The sequence below is a fragment of the Glutamicibacter halophytocola genome, assembly GCF_001302565.1.
GTDB classification, from domain to species: Bacteria; Actinomycetota; Actinomycetes; order Actinomycetales; family Micrococcaceae; genus Glutamicibacter; species Glutamicibacter halophytocola.
Map to the genome: position 1 here is coordinate 218,854 of NZ_CP012750.1, position 16,278 is coordinate 235,131.

17 protein-coding genes are annotated in these 16,278 nt (G+C 60.1%); 10 read left to right on the plus strand and 7 right to left on the minus strand.

What is annotated here, in order from left to right:
• Positions 1-6: 6 nt before the first annotated feature.
• Together AOZ07_RS01045 and AOZ07_RS01050 are read left to right on the plus strand one after the other, a co-directional pair.
• Complete coding sequence (locus AOZ07_RS01045; protein WP_060700304.1) at positions 7-351, plus strand: hypothetical protein; 345 nt, start codon at positions 7-9, stop codon at positions 349-351.
• Positions 348-647 (plus strand): winged helix-turn-helix domain-containing protein, encoded by a 300-nt coding sequence (locus AOZ07_RS01050; RefSeq protein ID WP_060700305.1) that lies wholly within the window; start codon positions 348-350, stop codon positions 645-647. The genes AOZ07_RS01045 and AOZ07_RS01050 overlap by 4 nt, the downstream gene beginning before the upstream one ends.
• Before the next feature lie 3 nt (positions 648-650).
• On the opposite strand, the gene nadE is transcribed toward AOZ07_RS01050, so the two are convergent.
• Both nadE and AOZ07_RS01060 read right to left on the minus strand, forming a co-directional pair.
• Positions 651-1,475: an ammonia-dependent NAD(+) synthetase gene (gene nadE / locus AOZ07_RS01055; RefSeq protein ID WP_060700306.1), complete on the minus strand. Its 825-nt coding sequence runs from the start codon at positions 1,473-1,475 to the stop codon at positions 651-653.
• A 99-nt stretch (positions 1,476-1,574) separates the two neighbouring features.
• Positions 1,575-2,012, minus strand: coding sequence for a MarR family winged helix-turn-helix transcriptional regulator (locus AOZ07_RS01060; protein WP_060700307.1), 438 nt, complete (start codon positions 2,010-2,012; stop codon positions 1,575-1,577).
• Positions 2,013-2,051: 39 nt separating this feature from the next.
• Between AOZ07_RS01060 and pyrE the strand changes: the two genes are divergently transcribed.
• Positions 2,052-2,609 carry an orotate phosphoribosyltransferase gene (gene pyrE / locus AOZ07_RS01065; protein WP_171919695.1) on the plus strand — a complete coding sequence of 186 codons (558 nt, stop codon included), beginning with the start codon at positions 2,052-2,054 and terminating at the stop codon, positions 2,607-2,609.
• 62 nt (positions 2,610-2,671) lie between these two features.
• Here the strand turns inward: pyrE and AOZ07_RS01070 are convergent, their stop codons facing one another.
• Complete coding sequence (locus tag AOZ07_RS01070; RefSeq protein WP_186467998.1) at positions 2,672-3,745, minus strand: LacI family DNA-binding transcriptional regulator; 1,074 nt, start codon at positions 3,743-3,745, stop codon at positions 2,672-2,674.
• A 226-nt stretch (positions 3,746-3,971) separates the two neighbouring features.
• Here AOZ07_RS01070 and AOZ07_RS01075 point away from each other — a divergent pair, with 226 nt between their 5' ends.
• The 4 genes from AOZ07_RS01075 to AOZ07_RS01090 are packed head-to-tail and all read left to right on the plus strand — an operon-like array spanning position 3,972 to position 9,584.
• Entirely contained in the window at positions 3,972-5,270 is a 1,299-nt protein-coding gene (locus AOZ07_RS01075) for an ABC transporter substrate-binding protein (RefSeq protein WP_060700309.1), read from the plus strand.
• An 8-nt stretch (positions 5,271-5,278) separates the two neighbouring features.
• Entirely contained in the window at positions 5,279-6,319 is a 1,041-nt protein-coding gene (locus tag AOZ07_RS01080) for a carbohydrate ABC transporter permease (protein WP_060703250.1), read from the plus strand.
• Positions 6,316-7,203 carry a carbohydrate ABC transporter permease gene (locus tag AOZ07_RS01085; protein WP_060700310.1) on the plus strand — a complete coding sequence of 296 codons (888 nt, stop codon included), beginning with the start codon at positions 6,316-6,318 and terminating at the stop codon, positions 7,201-7,203. Before AOZ07_RS01080 ends, AOZ07_RS01085 begins: the two co-directional genes overlap by 4 nt.
• 50 nt (positions 7,204-7,253) lie before the next feature.
• Positions 7,254-9,584, plus strand: a complete 2,331-nt coding sequence (locus tag AOZ07_RS01090) for a glycoside hydrolase family 3 N-terminal domain-containing protein (RefSeq protein WP_060700311.1) — start codon at positions 7,254-7,256, stop codon at positions 9,582-9,584.
• A gap of 3 nt (positions 9,585-9,587) precedes the next feature.
• On the opposite strand, the gene AOZ07_RS01095 is transcribed toward AOZ07_RS01090, so the two are convergent.
• From AOZ07_RS01095 to AOZ07_RS01110, 4 genes are all read right to left on the minus strand, one after another.
• A complete protein-coding gene (locus AOZ07_RS01095; protein WP_060700312.1) occupies positions 9,588-10,313 on the minus strand; it encodes an ABC transporter permease in 726 nt (241 codons plus the stop codon).
• Positions 10,313-11,104, minus strand: a complete 792-nt coding sequence (locus AOZ07_RS01100) for an ABC transporter ATP-binding protein (RefSeq protein ID WP_060700313.1) — start codon at positions 11,102-11,104, stop codon at positions 10,313-10,315. The genes AOZ07_RS01095 and AOZ07_RS01100 overlap by 1 nt, the downstream gene beginning before the upstream one ends.
• A 35-nt stretch (positions 11,105-11,139) precedes the next feature.
• Positions 11,140-11,778 carry a TetR/AcrR family transcriptional regulator gene (locus tag AOZ07_RS01105; protein WP_060700314.1) on the minus strand — a complete coding sequence of 213 codons (639 nt, stop codon included), beginning with the start codon at positions 11,776-11,778 and terminating at the stop codon, positions 11,140-11,142.
• A gap of 92 nt (positions 11,779-11,870) precedes the next feature.
• Positions 11,871-12,713 carry an HAD-IIA family hydrolase gene (locus tag AOZ07_RS01110; RefSeq protein WP_060700315.1) on the minus strand — a complete coding sequence of 281 codons (843 nt, stop codon included), beginning with the start codon at positions 12,711-12,713 and terminating at the stop codon, positions 11,871-11,873.
• Between the two features lie 138 nt (positions 12,714-12,851).
• Here AOZ07_RS01110 and AOZ07_RS01115 point away from each other — a divergent pair, with 138 nt between their 5' ends.
• From AOZ07_RS01115 to fbaA, 3 genes are all read left to right on the plus strand, one after another.
• Positions 12,852-13,508, plus strand: a complete 657-nt coding sequence (locus tag AOZ07_RS01115) for a TrmH family RNA methyltransferase (RefSeq protein ID WP_060700316.1) — start codon at positions 12,852-12,854, stop codon at positions 13,506-13,508.
• Positions 13,509-13,746: 238 nt separating this feature from the next.
• Positions 13,747-15,057, plus strand: coding sequence for a M23 family metallopeptidase (locus tag AOZ07_RS01120; protein WP_194943723.1), 1,311 nt, complete (start codon positions 13,747-13,749; stop codon positions 15,055-15,057).
• Positions 15,058-15,254: 197 nt separating this feature from the next.
• The gene (fbaA, locus tag AOZ07_RS01125; protein ID WP_060700318.1) at positions 15,255-16,277 is read left to right on the plus strand and encodes a class II fructose-bisphosphate aldolase; all 1,023 of its coding nucleotides are present in this window, start codon (positions 15,255-15,257) and stop codon (positions 16,275-16,277) included.
• Position 16,278: the final 1 nt, after the last annotated feature.

The window sequence follows — 16,278 nt, forward strand, 5'->3', positions numbered from 1 at the left end:
GCCAGATTGCTGGGATCCTATTGCATTGCCCTGGGCCTGCTGATCGGCGGCCTCGCGGCGCTCTTGCAGATCTATCGACCTGATGAGAAATTCGCCGGATTCATCGTCATCATGGCGCTGTTTGCCGCAGCTGTTCTCGCGATGTCCCTGGCCTATGGGAAGCTCTACCGTTCGCTTCCGAGGGGATACTCGAAAATGTACCTGCGCGGATTCATGACCAGCATGGTGCTCTACGCGGTGTCAGTGGCATTGATTGGCGCCGGACCGCTGGATTGGCCGGCAATGGCGCTCATTGGCGTTGTTGTTGCTGCGCCATTGTGCGCAACTGGAATTGCGATGGTGCGGCGATGAGCGCCCATGCCCGGGATCGGCTGAATGGAGATTTCTCGAATCCCCTGCGGCTATCGGTCATGGGATTGCTGCAGGCCGTGGACGAGGCTGATTTCAAGTCCCTGAAAGAAGCCCTGGGCGTCTCCGATTCGGTGCTTTCGCGGCATTTGAGCGCGCTTGAAGCTGGCGGCTACGTGCAGATCAAAAAAGGGTATGTCGGCAAAAGGCCCCGCACCTGGGCGAAGCTCACTTCGACCGGGCGCAAGGCCTTTGCACAACATGTTCAAGCGCTGAAAGAGATTACCGGTTTGGCGTAATCCCTAGGAACGCCACCACTGATCCCAGTAGGTGGCCGGCACCGCACGCTTATGGCGCGAGGCCACAAAGCGCTTCTCGATGGCCTCGGCGGCCGATTCGGCAACTTCGCGGCCCTCGAGGTAGTCATCGATCTGATCGTAGGTCAGGCCGAGCTCTTCCTCATCTGCGCGCTGTGGCTGGCCATCAAGCAGGTCAGCGGTGGGCTTCTTGGACCAGAGCAATTCCGGAGCCTGCAATTCACGCAGCAAGGCCTGGTTCTGCCGCTTGTTCAGGCCGGCCAGCGGCAGCAGGTCGGCACCTCCATCGCCAAACTTGGTGAAGAAGCCGGTCACCGATTCGGCGGCGTGGTCGGTGCCCAAAACCAGCATGCCGCGATCGCCTGCGATCGCATACTGCACGATCATGCGGGTGCGGGCCTTCGCGTTGCCGCGGTTGAAGTCGCTGATCCTCGGGTGGCCGGCATCGGCGATCGCTTCATCCAGGGCAGCCACCGGCTTGGCGATATTAACCTCGAACTGCTCATCGGCGGCAATGAAGTCCATGGCCGCTGCGGCGTCGTCGGCATCCTGCTGCACCCCGTGCGGGAGGCGTACCGAAATGAAGCGAGCCTCGCCTGAGGCTTCGCGCACTTCCTGAACAGCCAGCTGGGCCAGGCGTCCGGCCAAGGTGGAATCAATTCCGCCAGAAATCCCCAGCACAAAGCCCTTGGCGCCGGTCGCGGCGAGGTAGTCCTTGAGGAAATCCACGCGACGCCTGATCTCCTGCGCGGCGTCGATTTCCGGGCGCACGCCCAGCTCTTCAATGATCTCTGCTTGCAATTCACGCATGTCTTCAATCCTAGGCAGTCGGCACGGCTAGAGGAGGCCAGGGGCCGCGTTTGCCTCGAAAATTAATCTGTTCTCAACATACGCTGCAACGGCGACCGGCTACTGCTGGGCTTGCTCCGGATCCCAGCCGAGGCTGCGTGCAATCTTTTCCAGGGTCTGCACCACCGCGTCATATTCCGAGCCGTCCAGATCCTGCCCGAACTGCGTGCGGATCTTTTCCACCAGCTCGCTGAGCTTCAGCAGGGAGATGTGGCCGCGGTCGGTGATCGAATACTCGCCCTCGTGGACGGTGACCCAGCCCGATTCCACCAGTTCGGCCAGGTGCTCGTTCAATGATTGCGGCTCATCCTCGGAAGCGAAGAAGGGCGAGAGCCCGGCATTCAGCTGCGCCTCGGTGGCCGGTTGCTGCTCGAGCAAGTTGAGCACCTGCCACTGCCGGCGTGTCACACCGTGTTCTTCCAAGGTCGCTGCAAACTGCTCGTCAATCAGCGAATCCACCAATTTTAGCCAGTATCCCAAGGGGCGTTGTGCGTTCATAAAATCAGCCTAGCGATGATGCCGACTAGAATCGAGAGTATGAGCAAAACCAGCGCCCGAGAGCGGCTAAAAGAACTGATCCAAGAACTTGCCATTGTGCGCGGCAAGGTCATCTTGTCTTCCGGCAAGGAAGCTGACTACTACATCGATTTGCGCCGAGTCACCCTGCATCAGGAGGCCTCGGGCCTGGTGGGCGAAGTCATGCTTGATCTGCTGGATGAAGCGAAGCTCGAGTTCACCAACGTTGGCGGCTTGACCATGGGCGCAGACCCGGTGGGCACCGCAATCATGCACACCGCGCGCGCCAATGATCGCGCCGTGGATGCCTTCGTGGTTCGCAAGGCGCAGAAGTCCTACGGCATGGGCCGCCAGGTCGAGGGCCCAAGCGTCGAGGGACGCGATGTCATCGTGCTGGAAGATACTTCCACCACCGGTGGCTCGGCGCTGACCGCCGTTGAAGGCGTGCGCAAGGCCGGAGGCAATGTGATCGCTGTGGCTGTGATCGTTGACCGCGATACCGGCGCCAAGGAACGCATCGAAGCAGAAGCTGGCGTTCCGTACCTGTTCGCCTACGGCAAGGACGAGCTGGGCCTGTAGCCAGCCAGCACTATTGCCTGCAGCCCGCCATTCCGGCTTTCCGGGATGGCGGGTTTCATTTCTTAATTGGCGCGTGGTGGCGCAGTTGTATCGCGGGGAACCAGTACCGCTGGCAATTGCTGTGGCGCGGTGGCTTCTTCGCCGTCAAGTAGCGACAGCAGCAGGCGCACCGCGTGGCTGCCCATCTCATGCAGTGGTTGGCGCACCGTGCTCAGCGCCGGAGTGCTCTGTGCCGCAGCGGGAATATCATCAAATCCGATGATGGAAAGGTCCTCGGGCACGGCCAGCCCGCGTTCGGCCGCAACGCCCAGGGCTGCCAGGGCGGAGATGTCGTTGGCTGCGAAAATTGCGCTGGGCGGCTGGGGAAGATCAAGCAGGCGCCGGGCCGCTTCTACCGCTGCGTCATGCTGGTAATCGCCCTGCTCGATGAGCTGTTCATCATGGGGGATGCCGGCGTTCTCCAGCGCTTGCCGGTATCCGGCCTCGCGCAGGTGCGCTGATTTCAGATCCTCGCGGCCGCGGATGTGCCCGATGCGCTGGTGCCCAAGTCCCAGCAGGTGCTCCGTGGCTTTTTGCGCTCCCCCGGAATTATCCACGTCCACAATGATGGGCATGTCGGTGCCGGCCTGAGGGTCGATCGCCACCACTGGGACCGGGCTATGGGGGATTTCAACGGTGGGAGTCACAATGATGGCGCCGTCGATGAGCGTGCCGCCCAAGCGCGAGAGCGAGCGGCGTTCCCAGCCGATATGCCCTTCCGGCGTGAGGTTGCCTGCGTACGCCATCAGATCGTATTTGGTGCCGCGCAGGGTGGCGGAAATTCCATTCAGCAGCTCCAAGGCGAAGGGCTCGAATTCGGCCACCAGGATGCCGATGATATTGGTGCGTGAATTGCGCATGGAGGAGGCAACCAGCGAGGTTTCGTATCCGAGCTCGTTGATGACCTGGTGCACGCGGGCAATGGTTGCCGGCGCGACACCATAGCGGCCGTTGACCACCTTTGAAACGGTGGATACCGAAACCTCGGCGACGCGAGCCACATCGTTGATGGTGACCCTGGTTGCCACCTGGTTTTCAGCAGGCGCTGGCAGCCATCCGGCGGTGGCATTCACGGGGTGTTCGGTCTCAGGGGTCATCACCCGACTAACAGTAGCGCATATTTCCGCTAAAACAGTGGAGTTTGCGGGCGCATGACATGCCGCAGAGGAAATTGCGATAACGTTTTCGCCAATGATTTCGAAAACGTTATCGAAAACGATTGACATGACCTGCGTCACGGTGCAATTCTTGGTGAAGCCAAGTGCCTGCCGCGCGAAAGCCGGCAGGGCCAACTCACTACCACCACTGCTCAGGAGCACACGCATGCTATCCACGTCCCGCACCGCAAGAATTCTGGCGCTGGCAGCCACTGGCTCGCTGCTTTTCGCCGGATGCGCTTCCGGATCATCAACGTCCGGGGATTCAGCCGACGGAAGCACCACCGTTACCTGGTGGCACAATTCCAACAACGGCGAAGGCAAGGCCTACTACGAAAAGGTCGCCAAGGATTTTGAAGCAGAGCACCCAGGCGTGGACGTCGAAGTCCAAGCCATGCAGCACGAAGACATGCTCACCAAACTCGATGCGGCATTCCAAAGCGGCGACGCGCCGGACGTCTACATGGAACGTGGTGGTGGAGAGCTCGCAGCCCATGTGGCCGCCGGACTGACAAAGGACCTCAGCGACCTGGCCAGCGAAGAAATCGGCTTCCTGGGCGATACGGCTGGCGGCTGGCAAATTGATGGCAAAACCTACGCCCTGCCCTACTCGCTGGGCGCAGCAGGCTTCTGGTACAACAAGGCCCTGTTCAAAAAAGCCGGCGTTGAAAAAGCCCCGGAAACCTGGCAAGAACTCCTCGACGCCAGCAAGAAGCTCAAGGGCGCAGGCATCACCCCGCTCTCGGTGGGCGCGGGCGACAAATGGCCTGCGGCTCACTATTGGTATTACGCCGCAGTCCGCGAATGCTCCGAGCAAACCATGGCCGATTCCGTGGCCAACATGGACTTCAGCGACCAGTGCTTCGTGAAGGCCGGCGAAGACGTGGATGAACTGATCAAGGCCGAGCCTTTCAACGCTGGTTTCCTGTCCACCCCGGCGCAATCCGGGCCAACTTCGGCCTCGGGCCTGCTCGCCACCGGCAAGGTCGCCATGGAGCTCGCCGGCCACTGGGAGCCAGGCGTGATGCAGGGACTGACCGAAGACGGCAAGGGCCTTGGGGCTGACACCGGCTGGTTCTCCTTCCCCGCCATCGAAGGCGGCCAGGGCAATCCGGAAGCGCAGCTCGGCGGCGGCGACGCCTGGGCAGTGGCCCAAGATGCACCGGATGAAGCCGTGGAATTTGCCAAGTACATGCTCTCCGAAAAGGTCCAGCGTGGTTTTGCAGAACTTGATATGGGCCTGCCGACCAATCCCAAGGCAACGGATGCCGTTGCAGATCCAGCTCTGGCTTCCATGCTGGAAGTGCGCGATAAGGCTCCCTATTTCCAGCTGTACTTTGACACCGCCTTCGGCGCATCCGTGGGAGGCGCCATGAATGATGAAATCGCCTTGCTCTTCGCTGGCAAGTCAGACGCGCAGAAAATCGTTGACGCCAGCCAAGATGCCGCCGACTTGGAGAAGTGATTCGGGTCGTGGCTCAAGAAGCAACTTGTGTATCAAGCTCCGTGGCCGAGCGCACCGCGCCACAGTCGGGCATCAGCGAACGGCAGGCCGGCGCGCGCAGGGCGGATAAGGCCGAGCGGCGCGGGCGCAGGCCCTCGGACCGGCGCAAAACGCTGGAGATCCTGTTCTTTGTCAGCCCGGCGCTTGTGCTGATCGCCGTGTTCATGCTGCTGCCCATCATCCAAGCTGTGCGCTTCTCGGTGTACAACTGGAAGGGCTTCGGCCCGCTGGTGGACTTTGTCGGGCTGAAAAACTACGCACGGGTGCTGCAAAACGAGGTCTTCACCGATGCGATGATCCACAACTTGATCATCATCGGCGGATCCATTGCTCTGCAGCTGCCCATCGGCCTGGGCCTCGCCCTGCTGCTGAATCGGAAGATGAAGATCCAGTCGCTGCTGCGCACGATCATCTTTGTTCCCTACGTGCTCTCCGAAGTGATCGCCGGTGTCATCTGGTTCCAGCTGCTGCAGCCCCAGTACGGGGTAATAGACACCATCATGTCCAAGCTCGGCGTCCAAGGCCCGGCCCAGGGCTGGCTGGGTACACCCGAACTGGCGCTGTGGACCGTGCTGGCGGTGCTGACCTGGAAGTACCTTGGCCTGGCCGTCATCCTGTTCTTGGCCGGGCTGCAGGGCGTGCCCTCCGAGCTCTACGAAGCCGCGGAGATCGACGGGGCATCCTGGTGGCAAATCCAGCGCAAGATCACCATTCCGCTGCTCGGCCCCACCCTGCGCACCTGGGGGTTCCTCTCGATGATCGGCTCGCTGCAGCTGTTCGACATGGTGTGGATCCTCACCGGCGGCGGGCCGGCCAACGCCACCACCACCATGGCCAGCTTCCTAGTATCCGAAGGCACCAAAAGACAGAATTTCGGTGTGGCCGCAGCCGCCTCGGTGGTGCTGTTCATCGTTGCCCTGGTCCTCGCCGTGTCCTACCAGCAGTTTGTCCTCAAGCGGGACTCCCAGCCAGATGGCGGACGAATCAACCCGAAGAAGGTCAAAGCATGAGCGCCACCGTGGCCACCGGCCCGCAGCACACCCCGGCACAGGCCCTGCGCGCCAAAAAACGAGCCGGGAACCAAGGCGGGAATGTCGCCATTTACGCCATCGCCCTGGCGGTGGTGGCACTGACCCTCGGCCCGGTGCTCTATGGCATCCTCGGCGGTTTCCGCAGCAACGCGCAACTGGCCGAAAACCCGTCAGGCTTGCCGGAGCCATGGGTGCTGGACAACTATTCCGGGGTGCTGAAAAACCCGGACTTCTGGCAGTACGCGCTGAATTCGACCATGATCGCGGTCATCACCACGGTGATCGTCGTGGTCCTGGGCATTATGGCCGCCTATCCGCTGGCCCGCTATCAATTCCGGATGCGCGAGCCGATCTTCATGGTGTTCGTGCTGGGACTGCTCTTTCCCGCTACCGTGGCCATCGTTCCGCTGTTCATCCTGATCACCCGCGATCTGCATATGGGCAACACCTGGTGGGGCGTGGCCTTGCCGCAGGCGGCCTTCGCACTGCCCATGACCGTGGTCATCTTGCGCCCGTTCCTCATGGCCCTGCCCCAGGAATTGGAGGAAGCCGCGCAGCTGGATGGGGCCAGCCGGATTGGCTTCTTCTGGCGCATCTTGCTGCCACTGTCCGGTCCGGGCATGGTCACCGTGGGCGTTCTGGCCTTTGTCGGCTCGTGGAATGCCTACTTGCTGCCGCTGCTCTTGCTGCAAGGGGATATGCGCACCCTGCCATTGGGTGTTGCGGATTATTCCAGCGAGCACTCTGCGGATACCGCTGGCGTTTTCGCCTTCACCGCCTTGGCGATGATCCCCGCGCTGATTTTTTTCCTCGCCATGCAAAAGCGCATCGTCAACGGGCTGCAGGGCGCAGTCAAGGGCTGAGATTGCGGGCCTCCAAGCGCACCCGATCTTCTTTTGAGAATAGGATTTTCATGAAAACTGCCGAGCAGACCTGGCGCAATGCCAACCTTCCAACAGATCAGCGCGTTGCCGCGCTTCTAGCGCAGATGACGCTCGAAGAAAAAGCGGGGCAGCTGGGCTCCTACTGGATCCGTCCGGAGGAGGAACAACACGACGGCGAGAGCAATGTGGCGCCGATGGCCGATACTTTCGGCGGCGGCCCGAGCTTCGAGACAGCCATCAAGAACGGACTAGGCCACATTACCCGGGCCTTTGGCACCGTTCCGCTGGACCCGGGCCAGGGCCGCGCCCGGCTCGCCGAACTGCAAGAGCAAGTTATTGCCTCGAACCGCTTCGGAATTCCAGCCATCGCCCATGAAGAGTGCCTGACCGGCTTCACCGCCTTGGGTGCCACCTGCTACCCGGCATCCATTGCCTGGGGAGCAACCTTCAACCCGGAACTGGTCCAGTCCATGGCAGCGCATATCGGGGCGGATATGAAAAAGATGGGCGTGCACCAGGGCCTGTCCCCGGTATTGGATGTTGTGCGCGACTACCGCTGGGGACGCGTGGAAGAAACCATTGGAGAAGATCCGCACCTGGTAGGAGAACTCGCTGTCGCTTATGTGAAGGGGCTGCAGGGTTCTGGCGTCAATGCCACCCTGAAGCATTTCGCCGGCTACGCCGCTTCGCAGGCCGGACGCAATCACGCACCGGTAGCCATCGGCCAGCGCGCTTTGGAAGACATCGTATTCCCGCCATTTGAACGAGCAGTGCGCGAAGCCAAGGTCCAGTCGGTGATGAACTCCTACGCGGATATCGACGGCGAAGCGCCAGCGGCCAGCCGCCGGCTGCTCACCGGCGTACTGCGTGAACGCTGGGGATTCACCGGCACCGTGGTGGCCGACTACTGGGCCGTGAGCTTCCTGCACAGCATGCATGAAATTGCCGACAGCGAAGATGCTGCAGGACTGCTGGCCCTGAGCGCCGGCATGGATGTGGAACTGCCCGAAACGATCGCCTTCGCTCGCCTTGCGGAGGCGGTGCGCGACGGCGGCTTGGACGAAACGATCCTGGACACTGCGGTACGCCGCGTGCTCACCCAGAAGATCGAGGCCGGACTGCTGGATCCTGGCTACAGCCCTGAGCAGGCCTGGCTGGGCACAGACGTGGAATTGGATTCTGGGCAGAACCGGGCGCTGGCCCGTGCCATGGCAGAAGAGTCCATCATCCTGCTGCGCAATGAGCAGATCCTGCCATTAACGAACCCGGCCCGCCTCGCGGTGATCGGCCCTAGCGCCACCCAGCCACGCACCCACCTGGGCTGTTATTCCTTTACCAACCACGTGTACTCGCGCTTCGCCGAACAAGAAGACCACGGCGTGGAGATGGTTTCCATTCTCCAGGCGCTGCGCGAGTCTCCGGCGCTCGCCGGAAGCCAGATCGAATATGCCCGTGGCGTGGACTTCACGGACCTTGATGATGCGGGTATTGAACAGGCCGTTGAAACAGCTCGGAATGCTGAAGTGGCGGTAGTGACCGTGGGTGATTTGGCAGGCCTCTTTGGCCGCGGAACGTCCGGTGAAGGGTGCGACGTGGTGGATCTGAAACTGCCCGGGCGGCAAGCTGAACTTGTTGAGGCCGTGCTGGAAACCGGTACGCCCACCGTCCTGGTATTGGTCACCGGCCGCCCGTATTCGCTGGGGCAATTCGCTGATCGGGCGGCGGGCATTGTCCAGTGCTTCATGCCAGGGGTGGAAGGCGGACCAGCGTTGGCGGGTGTGCTCACCGGTGAAGTGAATCCTTCGGGCAAATTGCCGGTGCAGATCCCTGACCATGTCGGCGGGCAGCCCGGAACCTACCTGGCGCCTAAATTGGGATGGCATTCAGATGGGGTATCGAACCTTGATCCGCGCCCGCTCTATCCCTTCGGCTACGGACTGTCCTACACGAGTTTCGAAATCTCAGCGCTTCAGTTATCAGCCACGGAAATCCCGACGGCAGGGACGGTGGAAGTCAGCGCGACCGTGACCAATACCGGGGAGCGCCAGGGGGCCGAAGCCATTCAGCTGTATCTCTCCGATGAGATCTCGCAGGTAGTTCGCCCACGGCGCTGGCTGGCAGGCTTTGCGAAGATCAAGCTAGAAGCGGGGGAGTCGAAACGAGTGGCCTTCACTGTGCATGCGGATCGGACCTCGTTTACCGGGCTTGCCGGACGCCGGATCGTGGAGCCTGGAAAGTTCACTGCGGCTATTGGCTCCAATAGCGAGGATCTGGGCCAGCAGGAAGCGTTCAAGATTGTCGGGGATATCCGCGAAGTCGGTGAAGGCCGGGTGATGGATACAAGGGTGGTTGTTAGCTAGCAGCTACGCGGTGCGCCGGCGCAGGGTCAGCGATCCGACAAGCAGCGCCACGACGATCCACGCAACGATCACCAGCATGCTGAAAGCAGTGTCCGAATCCGTGGTCCCTGCTGCGACGTCAGAAAGGGCGTCGATGGCATGGGACAGTGGCAGCCAATCGCCGATGGATTCAAGGACTCCTGGAAGCTGTTCTCGGGGAAGGATGATTCCCGCCAGCAAGAATTGGGGGATGACCAAGGCCGGCATGAATTGCACGACCTGGAATTCCGTGCGGGCGAAGGCGCTGGCCATGAGTCCAAGGCTGATTCCCAGCAGGGCATCCAGCGCGGCCACGGCGAACATCAACCAGAAACTGCCTGAGATTTCCAGGCCGCAAACCCAGACGGCAAAGCTCGAGGCAATAATGGTTTGGACGATGGCGATCATGGTGAAAGCCACCGCGTAGCCAAAGATGAATTCCCCCTTGGCTAGCGGCATGCTCAGAAGCCGTTCAAGCGTGCCGCTGCGCCGTTCTCGCAGAGTGGCGATGCTAGTGACAAGGAACATCACGACAAAGGGAAACAGGGCAATCATGGATGGGCCGATACGCTGAAAAGCAGGTGTATCGGTGAAAATCCAAGCGATCAATCCGATCAGGAGGCTGGGGACCACGAGCATCAGGGCAATGGTTCGCGGGTCGTGGCGGACTTGATTCAGCACCCTGCCGGTGGTGGCTAATGTTCTGCGCATTATTTGCTCCCATCTGCGCTGGCACGGTGCCGAGGTGCCGAATCAGGGGCAGGGGTGGCATTGTCATGCGAATTCGAAGCGCCCGTATCAATGAGTTTCAAAAACGCGGTCTCCGGATCGGTGGCGCCGGTGCGTTCCATGAGTTCGTACGGTGTCAGTTGTGCGAGTATTTTTCCTTCTCGGAGCAGCAGGATTTGATCGCAACGCATGGCCTCATCCATAACGTGGCTGGAAACCACCAAGCATAAGCCGGTGGCGGCCAGCCGTGCGAATAGGCCCCACAAATCTGCGCGCAGCACCGGGTCAAGCCCGACCGTGGGCTCGTCAAGGATGACAATTTCAGGGCTGCCCAGCAGCGCGATGGCCAGTGAGACGCGATTGCGTTGGCCACCCGAGAGGTCAATGACCAGGCTGGAAGCCTGCTCGGAGAGGTCAGTGCCTTGGATGACACGGTTCACCTCTTCATCGGGGAGCCCAAGAATTTTGGCGAAATAGGCGACGTTCTGCGTTACCGTCAGATCGTCATAGACACTGGCTGCCTGGGTCATATAGCCGACTTTGTGCCGCAAGGCCTTGCTGCCTGAGGGCAGGCCGTGGACGGTGACGGTGCCGCTGGTGATGATCTGGTTGCCAACGATGCTGCGCAGCAGCGTGCTCTTGCCGCTTCCGCTGGGACCGAGCAGCCCGATGATCTTGCCCGCTTCAAGCTGGAAGCTCAGCTGGTCCAGGACCAGATTCTTGCCCCTCTTGACGTTGAGCTCTTGCACGTCGATACAAGCCGATTTATTCATCACATAATGAATTAGAGACCCGTTTGGCGGACAAGTCAATGCTTTTGGATAGGAAGATCCCCGGTGAGGTAACGCTGAATTGTTGGCGCTACGAGTTCGATGAGCTCATCATCATCCATGGAGGCCAAGGGCTCCAGGGCAACAACATACCGGGCGATAATCAGGCCGATGAACTGGCTGGCCACCAGGGCAACACGCGCTTCTGCAGTTTCCTGCGGCAGGCGGGCGCCCACACGGGAGAAAATCTCTTTCTGAATGAACGGCTTTAAAATTTTTGCGGCGTTGTTGCTGGAAATCAGCCCTCGAACCATGGCTATCGCAGGTGGCCGAAATGCTGGTTTTCGCCAAGTGCTGATCAGGGCACTGGTCAGCGAGTAGCCCAATTCTTCCAGCGGTGCGGTTACCGCCTGCCCAATGATGGCTGCCGGGTTGACCGGGAGGTGCATGGTCTGGATGAAGAGCTCGCCCTTGTCCTTGAAATAGTGGTGCACCAAAGCTGGATCCACTGAGGCGCGGCGGGCCACGGAACGCAGGCTCGCCCCCTCGAAGCCGGCATGGGCGAATTCCTTGGATGCGGCTTTGAGGATCTTGGACTTTGTTGATCCGGTGGTACTTCCCTTGGGGCGTCCGCGCTTGCGGGCACCGGGGACTTCATTCGGTACTGGCTTACTCACTGCTTCAGGATACGTCTCGGGGCTCAGATTCGCTGATGTCCCGGAAAACGCTGAAGGCCGGGCAAAGCCCGGCCTTCAGCGTGCATCGAGAACTACTTCTTCGTTGCAGGAGTTTCAGTTGGTTGTGCGCCCTTGGCCAATTCTGCATGCAGGTTCGCTACAGAGGGGTACTGCAGGTCCGGGCGGAACGGGAAGGTGTCCATATCTTCGCGGGCGGTGATGCCGGTGAAGACCAAAGCGGTCAGCAGGCCAGCTTCCATGCCAGCAACAATGTCGGTGTCCATGCGGTCGCCAATCATTGCCGTGGTTTCCGAATGCGCATCGATGCGGTTCAACGCGGAACGGAACATCATTGGATTCGGCTTGCCCACCACGTATGGTTCGCGATTGGTTGCTCGAGAGATCAATGCGGCGATGGCGCCCGTTGCGGGCAAGAGCCCTTCGGCCGATGGGCCGGTGGCGTCCGGGTTGGTGGCGATGAACTTGGCGCCACCTTCAATGAGCCGGATTGCCTTGGTGATGGCTTCGAAAGAGTAGGTGCGGGTCTCGCCCAGCACCACGTAGTCCGGGTTCTGGTCGGTCATGATGAACCCTGCATCGTGCAATGCCGTGGTCAAACCCGCTTCACCGATCACAAAGGTGCGGCCACCCGGGCGCTGGCGGGCCAAGAACTCTGCCGTGGCCATGGCCGAGGTCCAGATGTTCTCCTCTGGAACGTCCAGGCCCGAAGCGAGCAGGCGGGCGCGAAGGTCGCGAGGGGTGAAGATGGAGTTATTGGTCAAGACCAGGAAACGCAGATTGTTCTCACGCCAGTACCCCATCAACTCTGCGGCACCCTTAACGGCCTGATTTTCGTGGACAAGAACGCCGTCCATATCAGTGAGCCAGCACTTGATGTCATGGACGGTGCGTGCGGCGCGGTTGGTAGTCGTCACGAGGTGAAGTCCTCCCTGATGAAATTGTGGTGGGAGCTATCTGCGTTGAAAGATTCCCCTGCTAATAAAAAGACTACACAGCCTTGGGGAATTGCGCCGTGAACAAGGGCACGATCAGAAAGAACTACGCTTAATAGCGTGAATCAAGAATTGCATGACCCGGTCAATGACCCCAGCGAGCAGCATGTCATTGGAGTGGGCCCCTGGGAAGGGGAGCTCCCATTAGATGAAAAGTATGATCCTGAGTTGCTGGAACTTGGCGACCGGCGCAATGTCGCTGACAAATATCGTTACTGGAAAATGGATGCCATCATTGCGGATCTAGACGAGCGCCGCCATGACTTCCATATCGCCATTGAAAATTGGCAGCATGACATGAATATCGGCACGGTAGTGCGCAGCGCCAACGCGTTCCTGGCCAAGGAAGTGCACATTATTGGCCGTCGCCGTTGGAATCGAAGGGGTGCGATGGTGACAGATCGTTACCAACATGTGCGTCATCATCCAACCGTCGAGGATTTTGTTATCTGGGCCGAATCCGAGGGGCTCACGATATTGGGAATCGACATTTTCCCGGATTCCGTGCCGCTGGAAACCTACGATATTCCCAAGAATTGCGTCTTGGTCTTTGGCCAAGAGGGGCCGGGGTTGAGCCCGGAAGTTCACGCTGCTGCCAAGGACACCTTGTCAATTGAGCAATTCGGCTCAACGCGTTCAATCAATGCCGCCTCTGCTGCTGGAATTGCCATGCACGCATGGATCCGCAGGCACGTATTTGGGCAGCGGGTCAGCTAACGCAGGAATTATTACTGAAGAGTTTTAGTCGAGCATCTGGATTAGTTACATTTTTGCGCATACGCTGTTAATCGGTTATGAAAATGTGATCTGGGAGTGAGTGGCTGTGAATCGTCGTCATCAAGTGAACCATGATCTATTGCTGCCTGGATTACCCCGACGCAAAAAACCTGTGGTCATCTGGACGACCTCTATAGTTGCTGCCTTCGCGCTGACGGGAGCGTTGGCTATTCCCCTCGTGGCGCAGCCCGCTGATTCGCGTCAGGGCGACGTTCCGGTATCGATGGAAGCTATCGCTGACTACTCGGTCGGCGATGGTCCCGTTTTTGTCAGTGGCGATGCCCCACTGAATGCCTTTGGAGCTTCCGGCAAGGAACTGGCTATTGATGGGCGTCCAGTTGGCATGATTGAGGGCGCCGCCGAGACATCTGAATCGAGCAGCGCCAGCGAAGATTCCACCGCGTTGCTGGCCGGAACCGTTGGCGAACTTGGCAAGCTTCCCGGGGACTTGCAGCTGATGCACCCGGTGACGACCCGCCGCATTTCCAGCCCTTACGGTTGGCGCGCGAACCCCACCGGCCCGGGCAACCAGATCCATATCGGCCAGGACTACCCAATTTCTTGCGGTTCGCCGGTTTACGCTGCCGAAGACGGCACCGTCTCGGTCTCGGCATGGGCTGGGCACTCCGGCATGCGCGTGACCATTGACCATGGGTTCAACGTCCAAACCGGTTACAGCCATAACTCAAAACTGATCGCCAAGGTTGGCCAGAGCGTGAAGCAGGGCGAATTGATCGCGCTCGCCGGAACCACGGGCAACTCCACCGGCTGCCACGTGCACTTTGAAGTCATCATCGATGGGCGCTGGCATGACCCTCGCAACTACCTGCCTCTGATCCCGGGCCAGCGCAATGCAATGATCGATTCCCAGCGGCTGACCGTCAACGCGAACAGCGCGCCGAAAGGAAACGGTTCGCAGAATTCTGGCCAATCCAATCATGCTCCAGATCCGGACATCGTAGTTCCGGAGAACGACACTCCATATGTTCCTTCTCCGAAGCCGCGCCCTACGCCGACCAAGTCGGCCAAGCCGACGCCAAGCCAGAGCGATGAAGAGAGCAAGAGCCCTACGGGTTCGAAGAGCCCGAGCGAATCCACCTCGCCGTCCAAGAGCGAGACCGAGGCCCCGACGACTAGCGGGCCGCCGTCCTCTACCGCTCCGACGACAGAACAGCCAACAGGCACCAAGTCGCCAGACGAGTCATCGGTTCCCCCGACATCGGATTCCCCGACAACCTCTGTTTCTCCATCGCGGGAATCATCGACGACGGTGACGCCTGAGGGATCGGCTGAACCTGATAAGAGTTCGTTCAAGGCAGTCGAGGAATCTTCGTCTGAACAGACTTCTGGCAGCCCGACAAGCCGTACAGGTGCTACGAGCAGTTCGCCAGCCACGACGTCGGAACCTTCAGTATCGAATTCCTTGAGCCTTGAGGTCTCGATTGATCCGAGCGAAGGTGCAAGTTTGTCAGCATTCATTGGTGAATAGCCAACAACTGTCTAGACGGCGGCCGCCGGGGGCGAGTGTTCCACTCGTTCCCGGCGGCCGCTGTCTTTGCAGATACGCGGTTCTTTACCGTGTCACGATATGAGATTTTAGGTAGAGATAGTGACCTAGACGATAGGATGGATGGCGAACCGCCGTCAATGGAGACGCGAAACCTCGCTAATCACCAGGAGTGAAGCATGCCTATCGCAACCCCCGATAAGTACAATGCCATGATTGATGCTGCCAAGGCAGGCGGCTACGCCTTCCCAGCAGTGAACGTGACCAGCTCGCAGACCCTGAACGCCGCAATCCGTGGCTTCGCCGAAGCCGAGTCTGACGGCATTATCCAGGTCTCCACTGGCGGTGCCGCCTATTGGTCCGGCGCCTCCATCAAGGACATGGTCGCAGGCTCGTTGGGCTTCGCGGCCTTCGCCCGCGAAGTAGCCAAGAACTACGGCGTCAACATCGCACTGCACACCGACCACTGCCCAGCAGACAAGCTGGACAGCTTCGTGCTGCCACTGCTGGCTGCATCGGAAGCAGAAGTTGCGGCCGGCCGCGACCCATTCTTCAACTCCCACATGTGGGATGGTTCGGCTGAAACCCTCGAAGAAAACCTGCGCATCGCTGCAGAGCTGCTTCCACGCACCGCAGCTGCCAAGCAGATCCTCGAAGTTGAAATCGGCGCAGTGGGCGGCGAAGAAGACGGCGTGGAAAACGCCATCAACGACAAGCTGTACTCCACCGTTGAGGATGCACTGGCAACCATCGATGCCCTGGGTGCTGGCGAAAAGGGCCGCTACATCACCGCGCTGACCTTCGGCAACGTCCACGGCGTTTACAAGCCAGGCAACGTGAAGCTGCGTCCGGAGATCCTGAAGGACATCCAGGCTCAGGTTGGCGCCAAGATCGGCAAGGAAAACCCATTCGACCTCGTATTCCACGGTGGTTCGGGCTCCTCCGAGCAGGAAATCGCTGACGCTGTTGCCTACGGTGTCATCAAGATGAACATCGATACCGATACCCAGTACGCATTCACCCGTCCGGTAGCCGGCCACATGCTGAGCAACTACGACGGCGTGCTGAAGATCGACGGCGAAGTTGGCAACAAGAAGACCTATGACCCACGCGTTTGGGGTGCCAAGGCCGAAGAGTCCATGGCAGCTCGCATCGTAGAAGCTGCGCAGCAGCTGGGCTCGGCCGGAAAGTCGCTGAAGTAAA

What these genes read in the sequence shown, in the direction of transcription:
- AOZ07_RS01050 (WP_060700305.1), top strand. Translation starts at nt 348, where the DNA reads ATGAGCGCCCATGCCCGGGATCGGCTGAATGGAGATTTCTCGAATCCC.
- nadE (WP_060700306.1), bottom strand. Translation starts at nt 1,475, where the DNA reads ATGCGTGAATTGCAAGCAGAGATCATTGAAGAGCTGGGCGTGCGCCCG.
- AOZ07_RS01060 (WP_060700307.1), bottom strand. Translation starts at nt 2,012, where the DNA reads ATGAACGCACAACGCCCCTTGGGATACTGGCTAAAATTGGTGGATTCG.
- pyrE (WP_171919695.1), top strand. Translation starts at nt 2,052, where the DNA reads ATGAGCAAAACCAGCGCCCGAGAGCGGCTAAAAGAACTGATCCAAGAA.
- AOZ07_RS01070 (WP_186467998.1), bottom strand. Translation starts at nt 3,745, where the DNA reads ATGACCCCTGAGACCGAACACCCCGTGAATGCCACCGCCGGATGGCTG.
- AOZ07_RS01075 (WP_060700309.1), top strand. Translation starts at nt 3,972, where the DNA reads ATGCTATCCACGTCCCGCACCGCAAGAATTCTGGCGCTGGCAGCCACT.
- AOZ07_RS01085 (WP_060700310.1), top strand. Translation starts at nt 6,316, where the DNA reads ATGAGCGCCACCGTGGCCACCGGCCCGCAGCACACCCCGGCACAGGCC.
- AOZ07_RS01090 (WP_060700311.1), top strand. Translation starts at nt 7,254, where the DNA reads ATGAAAACTGCCGAGCAGACCTGGCGCAATGCCAACCTTCCAACAGAT.
- AOZ07_RS01095 (WP_060700312.1), bottom strand. Translation starts at nt 10,313, where the DNA reads ATGCGCAGAACATTAGCCACCACCGGCAGGGTGCTGAATCAAGTCCGC.
- AOZ07_RS01100 (WP_060700313.1), bottom strand. Translation starts at nt 11,104, where the DNA reads ATGAATAAATCGGCTTGTATCGACGTGCAAGAGCTCAACGTCAAGAGG.
- fbaA (WP_060700318.1), top strand. Translation starts at nt 15,255, where the DNA reads ATGCCTATCGCAACCCCCGATAAGTACAATGCCATGATTGATGCTGCC.